This window comes from Bradyrhizobium sp. Kon10 (assembly GCF_055807395.1).
Map to the genome: position 1 here is coordinate 137,988 of NZ_JBVVOZ010000015.1, position 21,693 is coordinate 159,680.

General features: G+C 64.0%; 23 protein-coding genes. 13 read left to right on the top strand and 10 right to left on the bottom strand.

The features are described 5' to 3' along the window. Positions 1-53: 53 nt before the first annotated feature. Positions 54-2,102: an acetoacetate--CoA ligase gene (locus tag AC0L2O_RS21725; RefSeq protein ID WP_473371120.1), complete on the top strand. Its 2,049-nt coding sequence runs from the start codon at positions 54-56 to the stop codon at positions 2,100-2,102. Between the two features lie 93 nt (positions 2,103-2,195). Beyond that, positions 2,196-2,498, top strand: coding sequence for a hypothetical protein (locus tag AC0L2O_RS21730; protein ID WP_409188861.1), 303 nt, complete (start codon positions 2,196-2,198; stop codon positions 2,496-2,498). Here the strand turns inward: AC0L2O_RS21730 and AC0L2O_RS21735 are convergent. Together AC0L2O_RS21735 and AC0L2O_RS21740 are read right to left on the bottom strand one after the other, a co-directional pair. Beyond that, positions 2,495-2,737 carry a hypothetical protein gene (locus tag AC0L2O_RS21735; protein ID WP_369723728.1) on the bottom strand — a complete coding sequence of 81 codons (243 nt, stop codon included), beginning with the start codon at positions 2,735-2,737 and terminating at the stop codon, positions 2,495-2,497. The genes AC0L2O_RS21730 and AC0L2O_RS21735 overlap by 4 nt on opposite strands. A 150-nt stretch (positions 2,738-2,887) precedes the next feature. Continuing rightward, positions 2,888-3,175 carry a hypothetical protein gene (locus AC0L2O_RS21740; protein ID WP_409188862.1) on the bottom strand — a complete coding sequence of 96 codons (288 nt, stop codon included), beginning with the start codon at positions 3,173-3,175 and terminating at the stop codon, positions 2,888-2,890. 187 nt (positions 3,176-3,362) lie between these two features. Here AC0L2O_RS21740 and AC0L2O_RS21745 point away from each other — a divergent pair, with 187 nt between their 5' ends. The 3 genes from AC0L2O_RS21745 (at position 3,363) to AC0L2O_RS21755 (ending at position 4,957) form a co-directional block, all read left to right on the top strand. Then, positions 3,363-3,950: a formyltransferase family protein gene (locus AC0L2O_RS21745; protein WP_409188863.1), complete on the top strand. Its 588-nt coding sequence runs from the start codon at positions 3,363-3,365 to the stop codon at positions 3,948-3,950. 172 nt (positions 3,951-4,122) lie between these two features. Continuing rightward, positions 4,123-4,467 carry a hypothetical protein gene (locus AC0L2O_RS21750; protein ID WP_369723730.1) on the top strand — a complete coding sequence of 115 codons (345 nt, stop codon included), beginning with the start codon at positions 4,123-4,125 and terminating at the stop codon, positions 4,465-4,467. After that, complete coding sequence (locus AC0L2O_RS21755; RefSeq protein ID WP_369723731.1) at positions 4,412-4,957, top strand: hypothetical protein; 546 nt, start codon at positions 4,412-4,414, stop codon at positions 4,955-4,957. The genes AC0L2O_RS21750 and AC0L2O_RS21755 overlap by 56 nt, the downstream gene beginning before the upstream one ends. 55 nt (positions 4,958-5,012) lie before the next feature. Here the strand turns inward: AC0L2O_RS21755 and AC0L2O_RS21760 are convergent, their stop codons facing one another. After that, on the bottom strand, positions 5,013-5,411 hold the full coding sequence (locus AC0L2O_RS21760) for a RidA family protein (protein ID WP_369723733.1): 399 nt from the start codon (positions 5,409-5,411) through the stop codon (positions 5,013-5,015). A gap of 149 nt (positions 5,412-5,560) precedes the next feature. On the opposite strand from AC0L2O_RS21760, the gene AC0L2O_RS21765 reads away from it, so the two are divergent. Both AC0L2O_RS21765 and AC0L2O_RS21770 read left to right on the top strand, forming a co-directional pair. Beyond that, positions 5,561-6,436 (top strand): DMT family transporter, encoded by an 876-nt coding sequence (locus tag AC0L2O_RS21765; protein WP_369723735.1) that lies wholly within the window; start codon positions 5,561-5,563, stop codon positions 6,434-6,436. A gap of 201 nt (positions 6,437-6,637) precedes the next feature. Then, entirely contained in the window at positions 6,638-8,059 is a 1,422-nt protein-coding gene (locus AC0L2O_RS21770; RefSeq protein ID WP_473371121.1) for a caspase family protein, read from the top strand. 115 nt (positions 8,060-8,174) lie between these two features. Here AC0L2O_RS21770 and AC0L2O_RS21775 read toward each other — a convergent pair whose 3' ends face one another. Together AC0L2O_RS21775 and cysK are read right to left on the bottom strand one after the other, a co-directional pair. Then, positions 8,175-8,417, bottom strand: a complete 243-nt coding sequence (locus tag AC0L2O_RS21775) for a BrnA antitoxin family protein (RefSeq protein WP_473371122.1) — start codon at positions 8,415-8,417, stop codon at positions 8,175-8,177. Positions 8,418-8,420: 3 nt separating this feature from the next. Then, positions 8,421-9,410 carry a cysteine synthase A gene (cysK, locus tag AC0L2O_RS21780; protein ID WP_473371123.1) on the bottom strand — a complete coding sequence of 330 codons (990 nt, stop codon included), beginning with the start codon at positions 9,408-9,410 and terminating at the stop codon, positions 8,421-8,423. 220 nt (positions 9,411-9,630) lie between these two features. Here cysK and AC0L2O_RS21785 point away from each other — a divergent pair, with 220 nt between their 5' ends. Further along, the gene (locus AC0L2O_RS21785; protein ID WP_369723743.1) at positions 9,631-9,852 is read left to right on the top strand and encodes a hypothetical protein; all 222 of its coding nucleotides are present in this window, start codon (positions 9,631-9,633) and stop codon (positions 9,850-9,852) included. A gap of 12 nt (positions 9,853-9,864) precedes the next feature. Here the strand turns inward: AC0L2O_RS21785 and tgt are convergent, their stop codons facing one another. Beyond that, the gene (gene tgt, locus AC0L2O_RS21790; protein ID WP_473371124.1) at positions 9,865-10,998 is read right to left on the bottom strand and encodes a tRNA guanosine(34) transglycosylase Tgt; all 1,134 of its coding nucleotides are present in this window, start codon (positions 10,996-10,998) and stop codon (positions 9,865-9,867) included. Between the two features lie 265 nt (positions 10,999-11,263). Here tgt and AC0L2O_RS21795 point away from each other — a divergent pair, with 265 nt between their 5' ends. The 4 genes from AC0L2O_RS21795 (at position 11,264) to AC0L2O_RS21810 (ending at position 15,397) form a co-directional block, all read left to right on the top strand. Further along, positions 11,264-12,379, top strand: coding sequence for a patatin-like phospholipase family protein (locus AC0L2O_RS21795; RefSeq protein ID WP_473371140.1), 1,116 nt, complete (start codon positions 11,264-11,266; stop codon positions 12,377-12,379). 153 nt (positions 12,380-12,532) lie between these two features. Continuing rightward, entirely contained in the window at positions 12,533-13,279 is a 747-nt protein-coding gene (locus AC0L2O_RS21800; protein ID WP_369723746.1) for a TetR/AcrR family transcriptional regulator, read from the top strand. Positions 13,280-13,534: 255 nt separating this feature from the next. Then, positions 13,535-14,140, top strand: coding sequence for a PepSY domain-containing protein (locus AC0L2O_RS21805; RefSeq protein ID WP_473371141.1), 606 nt, complete (start codon positions 13,535-13,537; stop codon positions 14,138-14,140). A 219-nt stretch (positions 14,141-14,359) separates the two neighbouring features. Further along, complete coding sequence (locus AC0L2O_RS21810) at positions 14,360-15,397, top strand: aspartate-semialdehyde dehydrogenase (RefSeq protein WP_473371125.1); 1,038 nt, start codon at positions 14,360-14,362, stop codon at positions 15,395-15,397. Between the two features lie 96 nt (positions 15,398-15,493). On the opposite strand, the gene AC0L2O_RS21815 is transcribed toward AC0L2O_RS21810, so the two are convergent. Genes AC0L2O_RS21815 through AC0L2O_RS21830 form a run of 4 tightly spaced genes read right to left on the bottom strand, consistent with a single transcriptional unit; the run spans position 15,494 to position 20,010 of the window. Next, positions 15,494-16,234, bottom strand: coding sequence for an amino acid ABC transporter ATP-binding protein (locus AC0L2O_RS21815; RefSeq protein WP_369723752.1), 741 nt, complete (start codon positions 16,232-16,234; stop codon positions 15,494-15,496). A gap of 11 nt (positions 16,235-16,245) precedes the next feature. Then, the gene (locus tag AC0L2O_RS21820; RefSeq protein ID WP_473371126.1) at positions 16,246-17,766 is read right to left on the bottom strand and encodes an amino acid ABC transporter permease; all 1,521 of its coding nucleotides are present in this window, start codon (positions 17,764-17,766) and stop codon (positions 16,246-16,248) included. Further along, positions 17,763-18,968: an amino acid ABC transporter permease gene (locus tag AC0L2O_RS21825; protein WP_473371127.1), complete on the bottom strand. Its 1,206-nt coding sequence runs from the start codon at positions 18,966-18,968 to the stop codon at positions 17,763-17,765. Before AC0L2O_RS21825 ends, AC0L2O_RS21820 begins: the two co-directional genes overlap by 4 nt. A 25-nt stretch (positions 18,969-18,993) precedes the next feature. Further along, complete coding sequence (locus AC0L2O_RS21830) at positions 18,994-20,010, bottom strand: amino acid ABC transporter substrate-binding protein (RefSeq protein WP_369723757.1); 1,017 nt, start codon at positions 20,008-20,010, stop codon at positions 18,994-18,996. Between the two features lie 395 nt (positions 20,011-20,405). On the opposite strand from AC0L2O_RS21830, the gene metC reads away from it, so the two are divergent. Beyond that, complete coding sequence (gene metC, locus AC0L2O_RS21835; RefSeq protein ID WP_473371128.1) at positions 20,406-21,596, top strand: cystathionine beta-lyase; 1,191 nt, start codon at positions 20,406-20,408, stop codon at positions 21,594-21,596. The last annotated feature ends 97 nt before the right edge of the window (positions 21,597-21,693 follow it).

Genomic DNA, 21,693 nt, shown 5'->3' on the forward strand with positions numbered 1-21,693 from the left:
TATGCCGCGACGCCCGTTAAACTCCGGCTCCCTGCAACCGAAGTCAACACGCCATGACCGCGCCCTTCGTTCCCCAGATCGCCCTCTACCGCAACTGGCTCGCCGAGCAGCGCGGCCTCACCTTCGCGAATTATGAGGAGATGCGGCAATGGTCGGTGCGCGATCTCGACGGCTTCTGGCGCAGCATCTGGGACTACTATGATCTGCAATCGCCGACGCCGTTTGCGGCCGTGATCACCGAGCGCAAGATGCCGGGTGCGGTCTGGTTTCCCGGCGCGCAGGTCAACTATGCCCGCCAGGTGTTCCGCCATGTCGAGGCGGCCGATGCAGCCCGCCTGCCCGCGATCATCAGCGGCGGCGAAGACGGCAGGCTCGCGGAGACGAGCTGGCCTGAGCTTAAGCGCAAGGCGACCGCACTCGCGCTGCATCTCAAGGACCAGGGCATCGGGCCCGGTGACCGCGTAGCTGCCTATCTGCCCAACATTCCCGAGACCATCATCGCGTTTCTGGCGAGCGCCAGCATCGGCGCGGTCTGGAGCGTCTGCGCGCCCGACATGGCCGCGCCCGCGGTGATTGACCGCTTCAAGCAGATCGAGCCAAAGGTGCTGATCGCCTGCGACGCGGTCACCTATGCCGGCCGGCGGCATGACCGGCGCGACGTCGTCAGTGAGCTCCGGCGATCGCTACCGACGCTCGAGCATGTCATCCTGCACAGCGAGGCTGGCGCGGCCGCATCGCCCGATGCCTTGCTCTCGGACATCGTCGCCAGCACAGGTGCTGCGGTCGACGCGTTCGAGCCGGTCTGGCTGCCATTCGATCATCCGCTCTGGATCGTGTACTCCAGCGGCACCACCGGCCCGCCCAAGCCGATCGTGCACGGCCATGGCGGCATCATCGTCGTGGTGCTGGCGCTGCTCGGGTTGCACAACGACATCGGCTGCTCCTACCACGAGAACTCGTTCGGCGAGCGCTATCATTGGTACAGTTCGACCGGCTGGATCATGTGGAATTCGCAGGTCGGCGGCCTGCTCGGCGGTACCACCTGCTGCATCTTCGACGGCAGCCCGGGAGGCGCGAAGGACAAGCCGGACTGGGCCACGCTGTGGCGTTTCGTCGCCCAATCGAAATCGACTTTCTTCGGGGCCGGTGCGGCGTTCTTCGCCAATTGCGCCAAGGCCGAATTGGATCTCGCCACCGCGGGCGATCTCTCGCAGCTGCGCTGCCTCGGCTCGACGGGGTCGCCGCTCAGCGCCGACACACAAGCCTGGTTCAACGCGCGCTTCGCGGCACTGTCGAAGACCAACGGCAGCCAGGCGCAGGCAGACATCTGGTGGGCGAACATCTCCGGCGGCACCGATTTCGCCGGCGCCTTCATCGGCGGTAACCGCGAGCTACCGCAGACGCCGGGCGCGATGCAGTGCCGGCTACTGGGCGCCGCCGTCGAAGCCTTCAGCGAGCAGGGTCGCGCCGTCATCGACGAGGTCGGCGAGCTCGTCTGCACCGAGCCAATGCCGTCGATGCCGCTCTACTTCTGGAACGACAACGGCAACGCCCGTTATCGCGCCAGCTACTTCGAGACCTACCCGGACAATTTCGACGGCAGCGGCCGCGGACCGGTGTGGCGGCACGGCGACTGGCTCAAGGTCAATCCGGACGGCTCCTGCATCATTTACGGCCGCAGCGATGCGACCATCAACCGCCACGGCCTGCGCATGGGCACCAGCGAGCTTTATTCCGCGATCGAGGCGCTGCCGGAAGTGCTGGACTCGCTCGTGGTCGACCTCGAATATCTCGGGCGCGACAGCTACATGCCGCTGTTCGTCGTGCTTCGTGAGGGCGTCGCGTTGGACGGCGCGATGCGGGCGAAGATCAACAAGGCGATCGAGGCCGGCCTGTCACGCCGTTTCCTGCCGAACGAGATGTTTGCGGTCGCCGAGATTCCGCGCACGCTGTCCGGCAAGAAGCAGGAGCTGCCGATCAAGAAGCTCCTGCTCGGCCAGCCCGTGGAGAAGGTCATCAACAAGGAGGCCATGGCCAATCCGGCCTGCCTCGACTGGTATCTCGGATTCGCGCGCGACTATCTGGCGCGGACCGCCACCTGAGCGGCAGATCGGGCCAATTGCATCAATGGCCTTTGCATTCCGTTCACCGATGATCGCTAGATCAGGATGGATCCTGCGCAACGAACACCTGACATGCCCGACCTCAACGCCGTCCTCACCAGGCTGAACGACCGCCTGCTCCGCCTCGAGGGCGAGTTGTTCGTGCTGCGCTCGCTGGCACGCGCGACGCTGACAGCCGGCGACGATCACGCCACGCGAATGCGCAAGCTGGTCGAAGCCGCCAAGATCGCGCTCGAGGACGAAGCCAGGCGTCCGCTCGACAAGCCGACCCGCAAATATGTCGATGCGGCAACCGCGTTGGTGGAGGAACTCCTGGTCGAACCCACCCCGGCGCGTCCGCTGTTCACCGTCATCGACGGCGGCAAGCGCGACTAGTCTCCTTCGATGGTCCGGGTTGCAGCGGGATCAGCCAAATCCGCTTTCAACCGGCTCAGCCCGGCCTCGATGATCGCGATCTCCTCGTCGATCTGGCCGATCGGCAGGCTAAAATCGTAACCGGATTTGCTCTTCAGATCGACTGCGAGGCGCTGCCTGTGCATCATCAGCTGGTCGAGGCCACGGCGGTTTTTCAGTCGCACATAGGTGTCGACGATCTGCTCAATCGCGCTCGGCATGAAATCGGTCCCGGCAAAAAAGCCCGCGGCGCGCCCGCGCCGCCGGGACATTTTTGGTGTCGCGGTACGCAATACTCATCCGCGACGGATTCGTCGATACGACAGCCAGGTTGAGAACAAGTTACGTTGGACGATCCTGCGACGGCAGGGCTAATCGGTGACGCAGAAATACGTCCGCGGCAGCTTGCGGTAGGCGGTGTAGCGGTAATGCGGCCGATAGGCATAACCACGATAGAGCGCCGGCGGCTCTTCGCCGTAATAGGCACCGTGATAGAAATTGTAGACCGGCCCTTGGGCGCACCGATAGGTGTCCCAGCTCGGGCCGATGAACGGCGGTACCCCGATCTCGGGTGGCACGACCGGGTATGGCGGCCCGCCGGCGTGCGCAGGAGCCGTCAGCATCAATCCGGCGACAAGGATCAGCCACACGCGTCGCATTCGCTCGCTCCGAGCTGGTGGAATATACCCATGGAAGCACCGGAGCGGGCGGCCGCGCAATCGCAGAGTTCAACGCACCCGCCTCCGGCGCATTGTTGATAACCGGCGCAAACGCGCCGCGGCTGGTGACAGCACCGCCTGACGTGTTATCGGGGAATAACGCAGTTGCGAGACGGATCAGACAGCCATGCGCATTACCCTCGTCGGCTCCCGCCATTTCGGCGTCGCCACCCTGAACATGCTCCGGGAGCACGGGGTTTCGATCGCGCGGGTCGTGGTGACCGACCCCGAGGATCGGCTGGCCGCGACCGCGAACGCGGCAGGCATCGAGGTGGTGGTCCAGGCCGATCCGAAGCTCGTGGTCGCCTCCGAGATTGCTCCTGATACCGACCTGATCATCACGGCGCACAGCCATGCCCGGATCGGCAAGGACGCGCTGGCTGCCGCGAAGCTCGGCGGCATCGGCTATCACCCCTCCCTGTTGCCGCGCCATCGCGGCAAGGCCGCTGTGGAATGGACCATCAAGGAAGGCGATCCGATCGCCGGGGGCACGATCTACCATCTGGCCGACCGCATGGACGCCGGCGCCATCGCCGCCCAGGATTGGTGCTTTGTCAGGAAGGGCGAGACGGCGCGAGAGCTGTGGGAGCGCTCACTCGCCCCACTCGGCCTCAAATTGCTGGCCGATGTGATCGATTATGCCAAGGTTCACAAGGCGCTGCCGTCCAAGATCCAGGACGAGCAGTTTGCAACGTCAGCGCCGAGTCTCTCCTGACGTTTACCCTTAACGTGAGGCGGCATTGATTTCGCTGCAAAAATTGCATCCGAAAACGCAAATAAACCATTGTTTCCACAGGAACAATTTTCGATTTGGCATTGCACCAAATTTCCGTCACATTTCGCCTGAATAAGGGTCATCATCTCAGACATATTCAAGGACGAAATTCATGCGTTTTGGTCGCATTGCGGCGTTCTGTGCCGCGTCAGTTTTCACCCTCGCCGCACCCGCCTTTGCCCAGACCCCCTATGACGGCAACTGGCAGGTCACCATCGTTACCAAGAGCGGCACCTGCGAGCCGACCGCAAGCTCCTTGCTGACGGTTGCGGACGGCAAGATCACCGCGCCCGGTGCTAACGTTTCCGGCACCATCGGCAGCGGGGGACTTGTGAAAGTTTCGATCAATGGTGCATATGCCAACGGTCAACTCAGCGGCAACGCCGGATCGGGGAAGTGGAATGGAGCATCTGCAGGCATACCGTGCAGCGGGCGGTGGGAAGCATCGCGCCAGTAAGCAATTCGGAACCGGTGTCCTGAACCGGCGGCTGATGACGGCGGCCGCCGTTTTGTTTGTTGCGACTGTCGCCAGCTCCGAAAGCAAGGCCCAGTCCGGTCCCTTCGCGCCGATGGCGGGAACCTGGAGCGGCGGAGGCACCGTCATCCTCGATGACGGCTCGACCGAGCGAATCCGGTGCCGGGCCAAATACGCCCCGATCGGACCGACCATGGAGATGTCGCTGACTTGTGCCAGCGACGCCTACAAGTTCAACCTCGGCGCCAACGTCCGCGCCGAAGGCAGCGCCATCACCGGCAGCTGGAGCGAAGCCAGCCGCAATATCAGCGGCTCGTTAGAGGGCCGCGGCAATGGCGGAAACTTCGAGGTGGTCGCTTCGGCCGCAGGCTTCAACGCCAATATCGGGCTGAAGACGAGCGGCAACAAGCAGATCGTCACCATCCGCGCGGACAGCCAGTTCCGCGGCGCCAACATCTCGATGTCGCGGTAAGCCAAAGTCAGACCTGACGACAATCGATCCGGCGCCCCGCGCCGGATCGATTTTTTTATGTGCCCGGGACGAACGCGGTCACCTCGATCTCGACCTTGGCGCGATCATCCACGAGACCGCCGATGTAGAGCAGCGTCGAGGGCGGGAAATTGCGCCCGAGCGTCTCCTTCCAGGCGGCACCGATGCCAGCGCCTGCGGCCTCATATTCGCTTCGGCTGGTCAGATACCAGGTCAGGCGGACGATGTGCTCGGGGCCGGCGCCCGCCTCAGCCAGCAGTTTGACGATCCGCTTCAAAGCGCTCGCGACCTGGGCGGCCATGTCAGGCGCGTAATTGCCGGTTTCGTCTCCGCCGGTCTGGCCGGCAAGCACGACCCAGCGGCCCGGCCCCTCCACCGCCACACCATGTGAAAAACCGCGCGGTTTCGACCATTCAGCCGGCTGCAAGATGCGCATGAGCGAAGTCTCCCGATTTTCTCGTTGATCGGCGCTGATCTAGCACGCTGCCCTGCATCGCTGCACCCGCAGATTTGGCCGTTGCAAACCGCTGTGATGTCGCCGATACCGGCGTCCCCTCAGAGTCAATTCTCCCGCGCCCTGCCCCAATGACCACGACACCGTCCAAAACGATGGCTGCATTCTGGATGGCCGGCTGGCTGTCCCTGATGCTGATCATGGCCGTGGCCGGACGCGAGACCACGCGCGAGCTGAACGTCTTCCAAATCATGGAAGTGAGGTCGCTGGCCGGGTTCCTGCTGCTCTCCCCCATCATTTACCGCGCCGGCGGCTTCAGGGTACTCAGGACCTCGCGCCTGCCGCAGCACATCGGGCGTAATCTGGTGCACTACGTCGCCCAGCTCGGCTGGTTCTTCGCGCTGACGCTGATCCCGATCGGCCAGGTGGTCGCGATCGAGTTCACCATGCCGATCTGGACAGCCATTCTGGCGGCAAGCTTCCTCTCCGAGCGCATGACGCCGTGGAAGATCGCCGCCATCGCGCTCGGCCTTGTCGGCGTGGTCGTGATCGTCCGGCCAGCCACCGGCGAGATCAATCCGGGCCAGCTCATCGCGCTGGGCGCGGCCATGGGCTTTGGCGTGTCGATGGCGCTGGTCAAATCGTTGACCCGCACTGAAAGCGCGCTGTCGATCCTGTTCTGGATGCTGGTGGTACAATCCGTCGCAGGCTTCGTTCCGACCCTGTTCGTCTGGACCTGGCCATCCGCCCATGCCTGGGCTTGGGTCGGCGTGATCGCCGTCTGCGGCACGTTTTCACATTACTGTCTCGCCAGCGCGATGCGTTATGCGGATGCGACGATCGTCGTTCCCATGGATTTCCTGCGGGTACCGCTGACCGCGACGGCGGGCTGGCTGCTGTATTCGGAGCGGCTCGACGCCTGGACGGTGCTGGGTGCCGCACTGATCTTGTGCGGCAATCTGCTGAATTTGAAACCAGCCGCGCCGGTTGCCGCCCGCGCCCAGTGAACCGCGCGCCATCTCGCGCGACAAAACGGAGTGGTCGAGCGTGATTTGGATCACGTTGGGCGGGCCGTCCATCGTGCACGTTCGACCGCAAGGCAACGGGTCGGGCGACCTGTCGTTTTGGTGGCGCGAAACCGGGCGTTTTCGTGTAAGTTCGCGACCAATTTGTTGCTGCCGATTATTCGATTCTGTTGGGGATTTCAGATGCGCACTCTCACCATCCTCGTCTCGTTGATCTGCATGGCGCTGACGGTCAGCGCCGCAAAGGCCGACCGCCGCGTCGCCTTCGTCGTCGGCAACGGCGCCTACAAGAACGTCGCACAGTTGCCGAACCCGCCGATCGACGCGAAGGCGATGGCGGCCACGCTGCGCAATGTCGGCTTCGAGGTGATCGAAGGTTCGAACCTGACCCGCGACCAGATGACGGAGAAGCTTCTGGACTTCGGCCGCAAGGCGCAGGGCTCCGACGTCGCGGTGTTCTATTACGCCGGTCACGGCATCGCCGTCGGCGGTTCAAACTACCTGCTGCCAATCGACGCCGACATCAAGTCGGAGATGGACGTCAAGCTCGGCGCCGCCATCAATATCGACCTGACGCTCGACCAGACCATGGGCGACGCCAAGGTCAAGCTCGTCTTCCTCGACGCCTGCCGCGACAATCCCTTCGCGGCCAAGATCAAGTCGAACTCGGCGACCCGCAGTGTCAATGTGCAGAGCGGTCTCGCCGAGATGAAGTCCGGCGAAGGCACGCTGATCGCGTTCGCCACCGGCCCGGGCCAGACTGCGCTCGACGGCCAGGAGGGCAACAACAGCCCGTTCACCCGTGCGCTGATCGACAACATCACGAAGCCCGGCGTCGAGATCCAGCAGGCGATGACGTCGGTGCGCGCTCAGGTCAACGAGGAAACCCATAAGGGTCAGCTTCCCTGGGGCCATACCAACCTGATCGGTGCCGTCTACCTCAATCCGGCTCAGCAGACCCAGGTCGCCAACGCCGCACCGACCGCTGCTTCCGGCAGTGCGCCCGTTGCCGCGACTGGCGCCAGCTCGGACGGCGTGGAGCTCGAGTACTGGCGTTCGGTGAAGGAGACCAACAAGCCGGAAGAGCTCAACGCCTATCTCTCCACCTATCCGAACGGCCAGTTCAAGGCGCTGGCGCTGGCGCGGCTCGCGGCGATCCAGAACGGACCGTCGACCACGACGCGCAACCTCAACGCCGGCGTGGACCCCGCGACCTTCACCGATGACGCCAGCCAGCTCACCGAGGACCAGATCGGCCTCGACAAGGGCCAGCGTCGCGACGTGCAGCGCCGCCTCAACGGGCTCGGCTTCGACACCAAGGTGACCGGTGCGTTCAGCGACGAGACCCGGACCGTGCTCAAGCGCTGGCAGGCGGCCCGTGGCTATCCGTCGACGGGCTATCTCAACAAGCTCCAGCACAAGGCCCTGCTCTCGGAGATCGTTGCCTCGACGCCGACCGCCAGTGATGACAGTGCGAAGCCGGCTCGGCGTGCCAACAGCGCTCCCACCAACAACGGCGGCGGCCATCGTGGCGGCGGCGATGCGGGCGCGGCCTTCGTGGGCGGCGTCGTCGGCGGAATGATGGGCGGCATGTTCCGCCACTGAGAGGCATACTCCGTCATCGCGAGCGCAGCGAAGCAATCCAAAATTCCTCCACGGCGGCAGCCTGGATTGCTTCGTCGGTCCTCAAGGCCGGTCCCAACTCACAATGACGAGTTGTCTACTTCCCCGCCGCCTTCCGCAGCGCCTCGTTGATGCGGTCCTGCCAGCCGGGACCTCCCTCCTGGAAGAACTCGAGCACATCCTGGTCGATGCGCAGGCTGACCTGCTCCTTGATACCCGGCGCCACGTTCGGCTTCGGCGGCGCTACGGCGACCTTGGCGGTCACCTTCTTGAACGCCGCCTCGGCTTCGCTCCGCGCATCGCCCAATGTCCGCGGCCGCCTCGGGGGTTGCTCCGCCATCTGCTAGATTCCTTCAAACAATGCTGTCGAAAGATAACGTTCCGAGAACGACGGCACCACTGCAACAATGGTTTTTCCCGCAGCTTCCGGCCGTTTGCCGATCTGGAGGGCTGCGGCGACCGCAGCACCTGAAGAGATGCCGCCCGGGATTCCCTCGTGCCGCGCCAAGGCCCGCGAAGTCTCGATCGCCGTGGTCGAGTTGATCTTCACGATCTCGTCGATCACGGAGCGGTCGAGAATGTCGGGCACGAATCCGGCGCCGATGCCCTGGATCTTGTGCGGCGCGTGCTGACCGCCCGACAGCACCGGACTCTCCTCGGGTTCGACCGCGACCACACGCAACGACGGTTTGCGCGGCTTGAGCACCTGGCCGACACCGGTGATCGTGCCGCCGGTGCCGACGCCGGCTACGAAGAAATCGATGTTGCCGCCGGTGTCGTTCCAGATTTCCTCGGCCGTGGTGCGGCGATGCACCTCGGGATTGGCGAGGTTCTTGAACTGCTGCGGCATCACGGAATTCGGCGTCGTCTTCAGAAGCTCTTCGGCAGTGGCGATCGCGCCCTTCATGCCCTGGGCTGCCGGCGTCAGCACCAGCTCGGCGCCGAGAAAGGCGAGCATCTTGCGCCGCTCGATCGACATCGATTCCGGCATCACCAGCTTCAGCCGGTATCCGCGCGAGGCGGCGACGAAGGCGAGCGCGATGCCGGTATTGCCGGAGGTCGGCTCGATCAGCACGGTGTCCGGCTTGATAATTCCGGCCTTCTCCATGGCGATGATCATGGCCGCGCCGATGCGATCCTTCACGCTCCCGGCCGGATTGAAATATTCAAGTTTTGCCAAAATGGTCGCGTTCACGCCGTGCATGCCCGGCAGCCGGCGCAAACGCACGATCGGCGTGTCGCCAAAAGCCTCGACGATCGAGTCATAGATCCGGCCCCGGCCAGCTTGGTGCGCTGCACCCGTTTTTGCAGCCTTCTCCGACGATGCGTCCATGATGAACTCCCTGTGGCACGATTGCGCTCTGCCGCAGCCCTAGCGCAGTTAGAGATGGCCTGTGACGACACGCAAGCGACAATGCGGCACATGTTAAGTACGCTGCATCGCAAAATCGCGTGAGATGTAATTAGCAGAAAACCAACGCATTTGTGTTGCGACCTCGTCAACTGATTCTGTTTATGTTAGACTTAGGTCTCAAAGCAGGGAGGTCACCACGATGTCAGCGTTTGCTGAAGTGTTGTCGACCGTCGTCACGTCAAGCCGCGATCCACGTTGCAGCGCGTTGCCGACCTGTCCCGTCTGCGCCGACTCCATGGTCGCAGCCGAAGCTTCCGCCTATGTCTCGGACCACGTGATCAGCTATCTCTGGACCTGCGACACCTGCGGCTATGGCTTCGTGACCAAGCACGCCGTCAAGCAGCGGCTCGTCTGCAATTGACGCTGCAATGCTCTAGCGCGGGGCGATGTCGCCCCTCGCCCAGTCCTCGCGCGTACGCTGGTAGAACTCCTCGAACGTCCCGTGTGCGATCGCGTCCCTGATGCCCTGCATCAGCAACTGGTAATAGGCAATATTGATCTCGGATAGCAGCATCGCCCCCAGCGTCTCGCCCGCCTTGACGAGATGGTGCAGGTACGCGCGCGCATAATTGCGCGCCGACGGCCATGAACTCTCTTCATCGAGGGGACGCGGATCGTCGGCGTGGCGCGCATTGCGCAGGTTCACCTGGCCAAAGCGCGTGAACGCGACGCCATGCCGGCCATTGCGCGTCGGCATCACGCAATCGAACATGTCGATACCGCGCTTCACCGCCTCGAGCATATCGTCCGGTGTGCCCACACCCATCAGATAGCGCGGCCGGTCCGGCGGCAGCGCCGGCGCGGTCTCGTCGATCATCGCCAGCATCACGGCCTGCGGCTCGCCGACGGCGAGGCCGCCGATCGCATAGCCGTGGAATCCGATCTCGACCAGGCCCTCGGCACTTGCATGACGAAGCTGCGGCAGGTCGCCGCCCTGCACGATACCGAACAGCATGTAGCCGTCCGGCGCGCTTTCGAAGGCGCGCTTGCTGCGTTCGGCCCAGCGCAGCGACAGCCGCATCGCGCGCTCGATGTCGTCGCGTTCGGCCGGCAGCCGCACGCATTCGTCCATCTGCATGGCAATGTCGGAGCCGAGGAAACGCTGGACCTCGATCGAGCGCTCCGGCGACAGTTCGACCTTGGCGCCGTCGATATGCGAACGGAACGTGACGGCGTTCTCGGTGACCTTGCGCAGATCCGACAGCGACATCACCTGGAAGCCACCGGAATCCGTGAGCATCGGTCCGTTCCAGCCGGTGAATGTCTGCAAGCCCCCGAGCGCATGGATGCGCTCCGCGCCCGGACGCAGCATCAGATGATAGGTATTGCCGAGCACGATGTCGGCGCCGGCGTCGCGGACCTCGCGCCAGTGCATGCCCTTCATGGCGCCGGCGGTGCCGACCGGCATGAAGGCCGGGGTTCGCACCACACCGTGCGGCGTGGTCAGGCGGCCGGTGCGCGCGGCGCCGTCGGTGGCGAGCAGTTCGAAATGATTGGGAACGGTCATGGCGGTGCTTATTGCGTGTCGGGCGGGGCCGATCAACCGCCCAGTTCGTTGCCCGCCGGCGCCCTGCTCGCCCGCGGCCGGACACAATCCGGCCGCGGCAACACCGCTTGTAAAACAAAACGACACCGTATAGTTCTAGCTGCGGGGCAGGATGGGAATGTCGACGCGGGCGCGAACGCCGGCGGCGGCGCGTAGCGTGTGCGGTGACTGACGGCGAATGCCTTCCCCTTTTGTTGAGACTCGATCGATCCCCTTCCTCAGCCGGATGGGGCGAACAGGCCTTCGCCTGTTCGGAGCGGCTGCCCTCGCGTGCAGCTTCACGCTCGGCGCCTGCACGTCGCTGCCCCGCACGCCCTACACCGCGGCCGATGCCAGCAGTTCGCGCGTGCTCGATATCGATGGCTTGAGGCGCTACACCGACGAGCCCATCACCAGATTCAGCTTCCCTGTGATCCGGAGCTATCTGGCGCTCTCCGGCGGCGGCGCCGACGGGGCCTACGGTGCCGGCGTGCTCAATGGCTGGAGCGCGGCCGGCACGCGCCCCGCCTTCTCGGTCGTCTCGGGCGTGAGCACCGGCGGTCTGATCGCGCCGTTTGCATTTCTCGGGTCGCAATATGACGACACGCTGAAGGAGGTCTACACCAGCGGCATCGCCGAAAGCCTTCTGAACGATCCCAGCATCATGCGCGTGCTGTTCGGCTCCGGCCTGTTCGGCAACAAGCGGTTGCGCGAGCTGGTGGCGCGCTATGTCGGGCCGGAGATCCTGGAGCAGGTCGCCCGCGAAAATGCCAAGGGGCGACGATTGCTGGTGGTGACGACCGACCTCGACACCCAGCGAACCGCCATCTGGGACATGGGCAAGATCGCCGCGGTCGGCACGCCGGAGGCGCTCAAACTGTTTCGCGACGTGATGGCGGCGTCCGCCAGCATTCCGCTGGTGTTTCCCCCGATCCTGATCGAAGCCGAAGGCCAGGGCCACCGGTTTCAGGAGATGCATGTCGACGGCGGCGTGACGGCGCCCGTTCTGACGCTGCCGGAGGCCCTGCTCTTCCAGGGCCGCCTGCCCGGCACCGCGAAGATGGATATCTACATTCTCGTCAACAAAAAGATCGAGCGAAATTTCGAGCTCGTCGCCAACAGCACGATCGATGTCGCGTCACGCAGCCTGTCCTCGATCACCCAGTCGCAGACCCGCTCGATCATCTTCTCGACCTACGATTTCGCCAGGCGCAACCGGCTCGGCTTCCATCTCTCCTATATCGAGCGCGACTATCCGGCACCGCCATCCGAAGGCTTCGACACCGCCTATATGCGGGCGCTTTACCAGTACGGCTACGAGAAAGCGGCGGCCGGCCAAGCCTGGACCTCGACGCTGCCTTAGGACCGCGGCGCTGCCTTGGGACCGCGGTGCGGAACGGGCTCCTAGGGAGACCGTTGACGATACGGCCTGTTCGGCCAGATTCGCGATGACGCCCCGGCTGCTGCGCGTTATAGAGCAATGACCATTGTCGGGAACGCGCAGGAATCATTGGGCATGGGATTGGCTGCGACCAAGGCAAGAACGGCAACGCCAGGGCGCGAGGCATCGAAATCCCGCGGCGGTCGGCCGACCAAAACCGCAGCGATCGAGCGCGATCAGCGGCTGATCGAAGTCGCCACCCGGCTGTTCCTGGACCGCGGGTTCGACGCGACCTCGCTCGACGCGGTTGCGGAAGCAGCCCGGGTCAGCAAGCCCACCGTTTATGCCCGCTATGGCGACAAGCGCGGTCTGTTCCGGGCCGTGCTGCGGCGGGAAATCTCGCGCTGGCTTGCGCCCCTGTCCGCAGCGGCCGAGACCCAGCTCGGCAGTTCGTCGGACATCTCGGTCGAGCAGCGCCTGGTCGAGATCGGCCGAGAGATGCTGATCTTCACCTGCGGCCCCGATGCCATGGCCTTCAGCCGCATGATGACGTCGCAGGCCATCAACTTTCCCGACATCGCCAAGCTCGGCAAGGAGGAAGGCTGGCTCAAGGCCGTCGCCACGACCGCGCGCTTCTTCGATCACCTCGCCGCCCAAGGCGCGCTCGATGTCGACGACACCACCATTGCGGCCGAGGTATTCCTCGACGTCGTCGTCGGCCACACCCACCGCATGGCGACGTTCGGAACGCCGATGGAGCTCAAATCCGCCGAAAAGCGGATGCGCGCGGCGATCAAGCTGTTCCTGGCCGGAGCGTTAGGGCCGGCTGACCGTGTCCAGAGCCCCGCCAAAAGCACGCAACGGCGCCGCCCGTCCCGCTGACATTTCCGTGAGCCAGGCGATCTACCCGCCGAGCGCGACGGCCTTTCCGTTGACCGAAACAAAACGATACCGTATGGTTTTGTTCGGTTCGGGCCTGTTTTTCACCAGCCCCAAATGGGTTCGGACCGACTTTCAGACGATGATCGTCGTGGCGGGTACAGCCCCGTGGCGACAATCGGCGGCCGGCCGCTGCCCGCGGTCGGCCGCGACTTCTTTACGATTGTCCGGCACACTCGCTGGCCGAGGGTTTCGAGCATGACGACAGCACGACGACGCACCTGGCGGTTGACCGCGATCGCCCTGTCGGGGCTGCTCATCGCAGCGCCGGCGCAGGCGATCGGCACGACGAATGGCACTCCCACCGCCCTCCACGGCGAGACGGATGGTGATGCCGCGGCCGACCGCCAGGCCGTCAGCCGCGAGATCGAGCGCTTCCGCAGCTCGTCGATCTCGATCGGCCAGGCGATGGCGATCGCCGAGGCCCGCCATGCCGGCGCCACCACCGCGGACGTCAGCTTCGACGGCGGCTCCGGCGTCCCGGTGTTTCGGGTGAAAACCTTGCACAATGACCGGGTCTGGCGGCACACCATCAACGCCGCAACGGGCGAGCTCATCGGCGGCGAAGCCGCCCTGCCCCTCGCCCAGCTTGACCAGGAAGATCGCAACAATCTCGCAGCGCTCGGCACCATCCGGCATCGTCTGGCGGAAGCGGTCCGTGTCGCCGAGCAGGCCGCCTCCGGCAAGGCCATCAGCGGCGGGTTGGTGCGCGAACGCGGCCGGCTCAATTTCGCGATCGTCGTCATCAGCGGCGACGACCTCAAGGAGGTCCTCCTCGAGCCGCCGGGGGCGCGCGTGAAATAGCAGCGGCCACAATCACGCCGAAAAGCCATTGACGGGCGCAGAACACTCCCGCATAAGTCGCCGCCATGTTCACGACCACCAAACGCACCACCAAAACCACCGCGGCCTTCGGGGCCCGGGGAGGCGTGCGCGCATAGTCGTCGACTAGAACGCAATCAGCTCTACCGAAGCCCCGCCCATGATGGTCCGGGGCTTTTTTGTTGTCTGTGATCAACTGATATGGAGGAGAATGTGAGTAACGATCCCGTCGTCGCGATTGTCGGCGTCACCGGTGCGGTGGGCGCCGAATTCATCGCCACCATGGACAAGCGCGGCTTTCGCGTCGGCAAGCTCAAGGCGCTCGCAAGCGCCCGCTCGGCCGGCAAGACGGTGTCGTTCCGCGGGCAAAACATGGTGATCGAGGAGCTCACCGAGCGCGCCTTCGACGGCGTCGACATCGCCCTGTTCTCCGCCGGCGGCGGCATCTCGAAGAAGTACGCGCCACTGGCGGTCAAGGCCGGCGCGGTCGTCGTCGACAACTCCTCCGCTTTCCGCATGGATCCGAACGTGCCGCTGGTGATCCCCGAGATCAATGCCAACCGCATCCGCGACCACAAGGGCATCATCGCCAATCCGAACTGCGCGGCCATCACCGCGCTGGTGCCGCTCTGGCCGATCCATCAGAACAACCGCATCAAGCGCGTGATCATCTCGACCTACCAGGCGGCTTCCGGCGCCGGCGCGGCTGCGATGGACGAACTCGTCGAGTCCACCCGCGCCAATCTCAACGGGCAGGTCTATACGCCGAAGGTGATGCCGCACCCCTATGCCTTCAATCTCTTCAACCACAACACGGCGGTCGATCCCGAGACCGGCTACAACGACGAAGAGACCAAGGTCATCAACGAAACCCGCAAGATCTTTGAGGACGAGAACATCGCCATCGGTGTCACCTGCGTCCGCGTGCCGGTGCTGCGCGCCCATTGCGAGGCCATCACCTTCGAATGCGAGAAGCCGATCAGCGAGGACCAGGTCCGTGCCATCATGGCGCAGGCGCCCGGGGTGAAGGTCGTCGACGACCGCGTGAAGAACTACTTCCCGATGCCGATCGATGCCTCGGGCCAGGACGACGTCCTGGTCGGCCGCATCCGCAGGGACCTCAGCGATCCCTCAGGCCATTCGATCTCGATGTTCGTGGCGGCCGATCAGTTGCTCAAGGGCGCCGCGCTGAACGCGGTGCAGATCGCGGAGCTGCTGCCGCAGCGGGTGATGGCCTAACCGCTATCGTAAGGTGGGCAAAGGCGCGCAAGCGCCGTGCCCACCATTTCTTTCCCACATTTAAAGAAGGGCTCTGCTCCCCTCGCGGAGCCGGATTCACCGCAAAATCTGGCTCAGGAACAACTTCGAACGCGCATGCTGCGGGTTGGCAAAGAACTCGTGCGGCGTGTTGGCCTCGATGATCTGGCCGGCATCCATGAACACCACGCGGTTGGCGACCTCCTTCGCAAAGCCCATTTCGTGCGTGACGACCAGCATGGTCATGCCCTCTTTCGCAAGATCGACCATGGTGTCGAGGACCTCCTTGACCATTTCGGGGTCAAGCGCCGAGGTCGGCTCGTCGAACAGCATCACCTTCGGGTTCATCGTCAGCGCGCGGGCAATGGCGACGCGCTGCTGCTGGCCACCCGACATCTGTCCCGGAAACTTGTTGGCCTGGTGCGGGATCTTGACCCGCTCCAAAAATTTCATCGCGGTCGCTTCGGCGTCCTTTTTGGGGATGTTGCGCACCCAGATCGGCGCCAGCGTGCAATTGTCCAGCACCGTGAGATGCGGGAACAGATTGAAGCTCTGGAACACCATGCCGACCTCGCGCCGCACCGCGTCGACATGCTTGAGGTTCGGCCCGAGCTCGATGCCGTCGACGACGATCTCGCCCTCCTGGAATTCCTCGAGCGCGTTGATGCAGCGGATCAGGGTCGACTTGCCCGAGCCCGACGGGCCGCAAATCACGATGCGCTCGCCCTTCTCGACCTCGAGGTCGATGTCGCGCAGCACGTGAAAGTCGCCGTACCATTTGTTCAGGCCGGAAATGTTGACGATCGGTTTGGCTGACATGGTGAGCTCGATCAGTTGCGACGGTGAGCGTTGAGGCGGCGCTCGACGAAGAGCGAGTATCGCGACATTCCAAAGCAGAACAGAAAATAGATGATCCCGGCAAAGGCAAAACCGGTGAACGCGGTCGACGGCGTCGACCATTTCGGATCCGAGAATGACGCCCGCAGCGAACCCAGCAAGTCGAACAGCGCCACGATCGAGACCAGCGAGGTATCCTTGAACAGCGAGATGAAGCTGTTGACGAGGTTCGGAATGACGTGGCGGAGCGCCTGCGGCAGCACGATCAGCGACGTCGTCTTCCACCAGGACAGCCCCAGGGCCGCGGCCGCCTCGCCCTGCCCGCGCGGGATCGCCGCGAGCCCGCCACGGACGTTCTCGGCCTGGTAGGCACCCGTGAACAGGGCGATGCCGATCAACGCGCGCACGAGGCCATCGACCGAAAAATTGCCCGGCAGGAACAGAGGCAGCATGTAAGTGGCGAAGAACAGCACGGTGATCAACGGCACGCCGCGCCAAAACTCGATGAAGGCGATCGAGAAGATCCGGATCAGCGGGATCGAGGCGCGGCGGCCGAGCGCCAGCGCAATGCCGATCGGCAGCGAGGTGACGATGCCGGTCACGGAGACCACCAGCGTCACCAGCAGGCCGCCCCACAGATTGGTGGCGACGATCGGAAACCCGCCGTGATCCAGCCCCATCAGCTTGATGACGATCGCGATGACGGCAAAGACGGCGATGCTCCACGTGAGAGCGCGGCCGCCGCTGCGCATGCCGCCGCCGAGCAAGAAGGCGAGCAGCGAGACAAAACCGGCGGTGATGGCGAAATCGACCCAGACCGACTGGCCCGTCGCGTGGATCTGGTCGCGCAGCCAGGTCAGCGGAAAGATCAGCCAATGGACGGCGGTGCCGACCAGCAAGACGAGCTTGCCGACCACCCAGAGCAGCGGACCGATGGCCGATGTCTTGCCGAGGCTGAGCAGGACCTGTCCGGCGCTGATGACGCTGTCCTCGAACAACTCCAGCAGCCCGGCCGTCCAGCTCAGGCCGAACCCACTGATGCCGCCGCCATGCAGCAGGAAGAATGCGACGATCGGGAAAGCAAAGAAGAACAGGCCGGCATTGAGGCCCTTCGCCGGCAGGCGCGGGATCAGCAGCGGCAGCAACAGGATCACTGCCAGGATGAGGGCGAGATTGACCCGCCAGCGCTCGGCGTCCGGATAGAAGCCATAGATCAGTTGCGGCAGCTTCGCCTGGATGTAGGGCCAGCAGGCGCCGACCGTAAATCCTGCATTCTCGGCCAGGCAGGCGGCGCGGTCGTTGCCGGTCCAGACCGCATCGACGATCAGGAATCTGACCGACGGAATGACGGTGTACCAGAGCAGCAAGGCGCCCAGGATCGTCAGCAGGATGTTGGTCGGTGAATTGAACAGGCGGGTGCGCAACAGGCCGACGAACCCCGTGGTCTTCACCGGCGCTGCACGCTCGGCAACGAGGTCCTCACGCACGAATGATGACGCGGTGATGTCGGTCATGCGCCCAGGCTCCGGCTGATGCGCCATCCGTAGATGCTCATGACACCACTGGTGATCAGTGAGATCAAGAGATAGACGCCCATCGTCATGGCGATGATCTCGATCGCCTGCCCGGTCTGGCTCAGCGAGGTGCCGGCGAACACCGAGACCAGGTCCGGATAGCCGATCGCGACCGCCAGCGAGGAATTCTTGGTGAGGTTGAGATACTGGTTGGTCAGCGGTGGAACGATGACGCGCATCGCCTGCGGCACGACGATCAGCCGCAGTGTGGCGCCGCGGCTCAGTCCCAGCGAAGCGCCCGCCTCCATCTGCCCCTGGTGAACGGATAGGATGCCGGCGCGCACGATCTCGGCGATGAAGCTGGCAGTATAGGTGGATAGCGCCAGTGTCAGCGCCACGAACTCCGGAATGACCCGCGAACCGCCGGCAAAATTGAAGCCCTTGAGCTGCGGAAATTCGAAGATGAACGGCAGTCCGAACACAAGCATCGTAACCAGCGGCAAACCGACGATGAACGTCAGCACGTAGGGCCAAATACGGATCAACCGGCCGCTCTCGAACAGGGCGCGTCGTGCATAGGAGCGCAACGCCAACGACGCGACAATGCCAAGGCCAAGCATCGTCAGAAACGGGGCGAGGCCAGGCTCGCCCACCGGGGACGGGACGATCAGGCCGCGGTTGTTGATAAAGGCTGCACCGAAGAGCGAAATGCTCTGCCGCGGATTGGGCAATGCCGCGAGCACTGCGAGGTACCAGAACAGGATCTGGAACAGGAGCGGCAGGTTGCGGATGATTTCGACATAGATCTCACCGACGCGCGCCACCAGCCAATTGGGCGACAGACGGCACAGCGCGATGATGAAACCGATCACGGTGGCGAAGACAATGCCCACCACCGAGACCACGAGCGTATTCAAAAGCCCGACCACGAACACGCGGAAGAACGTGTCAGACCCGGTATAGGAGATCAGGGTCTGATTGACGTCGAAGCCGGCATTGTTCCTGAGGAAGCCGAAGCCAGCGGCAATGTGCTGGTTTTCGAGGTTGGCGCGGGCGTTGGAGATGATTTCGTAGGCGATCCAGCCCAACACCACCGCGAAGGCGAACTGGACGGCGATGCCGTTCCAGCCCCCCTTGCCACCCAGAATCCGCCTGATCTTCAGCGCGATCTGGAGCGGCGGTTTACGAGCCTCGATGCTCATGCCGCTGGCCTGTGGATCAAATCAATCAGCGGATCGGCGGCGCGTACTGGAGACCGCCTTTATTCCAGAGATTGTTCAGACCGCGATTGATGCCGAGCGGCGAGCCCGCGCCGACGTTGCGATCAAACACCTCACCGTAATTGCCGACGGCCTTGACGATCCGGATGACCCAGTCCTTGGTCACGCCAAGCTGTTCACCGAAATTGCCATCGCTGCCGAGGACGCGTTTCAGCTCCGGATTTTCCATTTTGGCCTTCTCATCGACGTTCTTCGACGTCACGCCGAGCTCTTCGGCGGTGACCATGGCGAACAACGTCCATTTGACGAGATCGAACCACTGGTCATCGCCGTGGCGCACCATCGGTCCGAGCGGCTCCTTCGAGATGATCTCCGGGAGCACCATGTGATCGTTGGGATTGGCCAGCTTCAGGCGATTGGCGTACAGGCCCGACTGGTCGGTGGTGAAGACGTCGCAACGCCCGGCTTCATAGGCCTTGACCGTCTCGTCGTTGGTGCCGAAAGCGATCACCTCGTACTTCATGTTGTTGGCCTTGAAGTAGTCGGCGAGATTCTGCTCGGTGGTCGTGCCGGTTTGGACGCAGACCGAGGCGCTGTTGAGCTCCAGCGCCGAATTCACCTTGAGCGACTTCTTCACCATGAAGCCCTGCCCGTCATAATAGGTCACGCCGGTGAAATTGGCGCCGAGCGAGGTGTCGCGCGAGATGGTCCAGGTGGTGTTGCGCGAGAGCACGTCGATCTCGCCGGATTGCAGCGCCGTAAAGCGGTCCTTGGCGGAGGTCGGCACGAATTTGACCTTGGTCGGATCGTTGAAGATCGCGGCCGCAATCGCGCGGCAGACGTCGACGTCGAGCCCGGTCCAGTTGCCCTTGTCGTCGGGCGCCGAGAAGCCCGGCAGGCCCTGGCTGACGCCACAGGACAGCACGCCCCGGTCCTTGACGGTCTTGAGCGTTTGCGCGTCGGCGGCTTGGGCGGACAGGCCGGCGGCGAGAGCGAGAGTGAGAGCCAGGGTTACGCGTTTCATGGGCTTAAGGCCTTTCAAAGTCGTCTCAAGGTCAAGAATGTTGTCTCAGGATCGCCTCTGCGAGGGCTAGCCGTATCAAGACCTGCCTTGCAAGAGTCATGCTGGAAACCTTGCCGAACACCCGCCCATCCATCGAGGCCATTACCTTGATCCCCGCCGCAGGCGCCCGCCATTGTGGCTGTAGCGCAAAGTCCGGTCAGACGATGGATCGAAGATCGCGGCAGGCCCCTCAACATGCGGCGACTGAATAGCACCTGCGCATCTGAGAGCGGCTGGCGAGCCGGGTCAAGGGGTTGACGGGACTCTTCTGTGTTCTGTTATTAACATCTGCCGCCTCCGGTCGGCCCATCGGTGCGATCCGCGCCCGGCGGAAACGCGGTTTTGAAAGCAGACGCATGGATTCCTCGCACCCCTCCGAACAGCACGCCGAGACCCGGCTGGTCACCTCCGGCCGCGACACCAAGGCGCAGAAGGGGTTCGTTAATCCGCCGGTCTTTCACGGCTCGACCGTGCTCTATCCGACCGCCGAGGACCTGCACGCCCATCGCGGCGAGTTCCAGTACGGCCGCCATGGCACCCCCACCACGCGGGCGTTCCAGGAGACGATGATGGCGCTGGAGGGTCCGCAATGCGCCGGCGTCGGCATCGCACCGTCCGGCCTGGCGGCGATCTCCACCACCCTGCTCTCGGTCCTGAAGGCCGGCGACCATCTCCTGGTCTGCGACAACGTCTACCGGCCGTCGCGCAATTTCTGCAACGGCCTGCTCGCCCGCTACGGGGTCGAGACCTCCTATTTCGATCCGATGATCGGCGCCGGTATTGAACAGCTATTCAAGCCCAACACGCGCGCGGTGCTGGTCGAAGCGCCGGGATCGCAATCCTTCGAGATGCCGGATATTCGCGCCATCGCCGATGTCGCGCATGCGCGCGGCGCGCTCGTGATCGACGACAACACCTGGGCCACGCCGTTCTATCACCGCTCGCTCGAACAGGGCGTCGACATCAGCATGCAGGCTGCCACCAAGTATATCGGCGGCCATTCCGACATCATGTTCGGCACCATCTCGGCCAACGCCAAGGCCTGGCCGCAGATCGCCGAAGGCGTCCGCCTGCTCGGCGTCTGCGCCGGCCCCGACGACGTCTTCCTCGCGCTGCGCGGCTTGCGCACATTGTCGGTGCGGCTTGCGCAGCATCATCGCTCGGGACTGGACGTGGCGCGCTGGCTCGCAACACGGCCCGAGGTGGCGCGCGTGCTGCATCCGGCGCTGGAGAGCGATCCCGGCCACGCCATCTGGAAACGCGACTTCACGGGAGCCTCCGGCCTGTTCAGCATCGTGCTGAAGCCGGCGCCGCAGAAAGCGGTCGATGCCATGCTCGACACGCTCAAGCTGTTCGGCATGGGCTTCTCCTGGGGCGGGTTCGAGAGCCTGGTGATTCCCTTCGATTGCGACAGCTATCGCACCGCGACAAAGTGGGCGCCGGGCGGGCCGACGCTGCGGCTGCATATCGGGCTCGAGAGCGTCGATGATCTCAAGGCCGATCTCGATCGCGGCTTCGCTGCGTTGAAGGCCGCATCGGGTTCCTGACCCGGCCGACTGCAACGATCCGGCGGCTATCGACGGTTCGCCGGGCTTGACGTATAAGCCAATGGTTATTGCGCCTTGTCCATACTAGTTGCCGGCT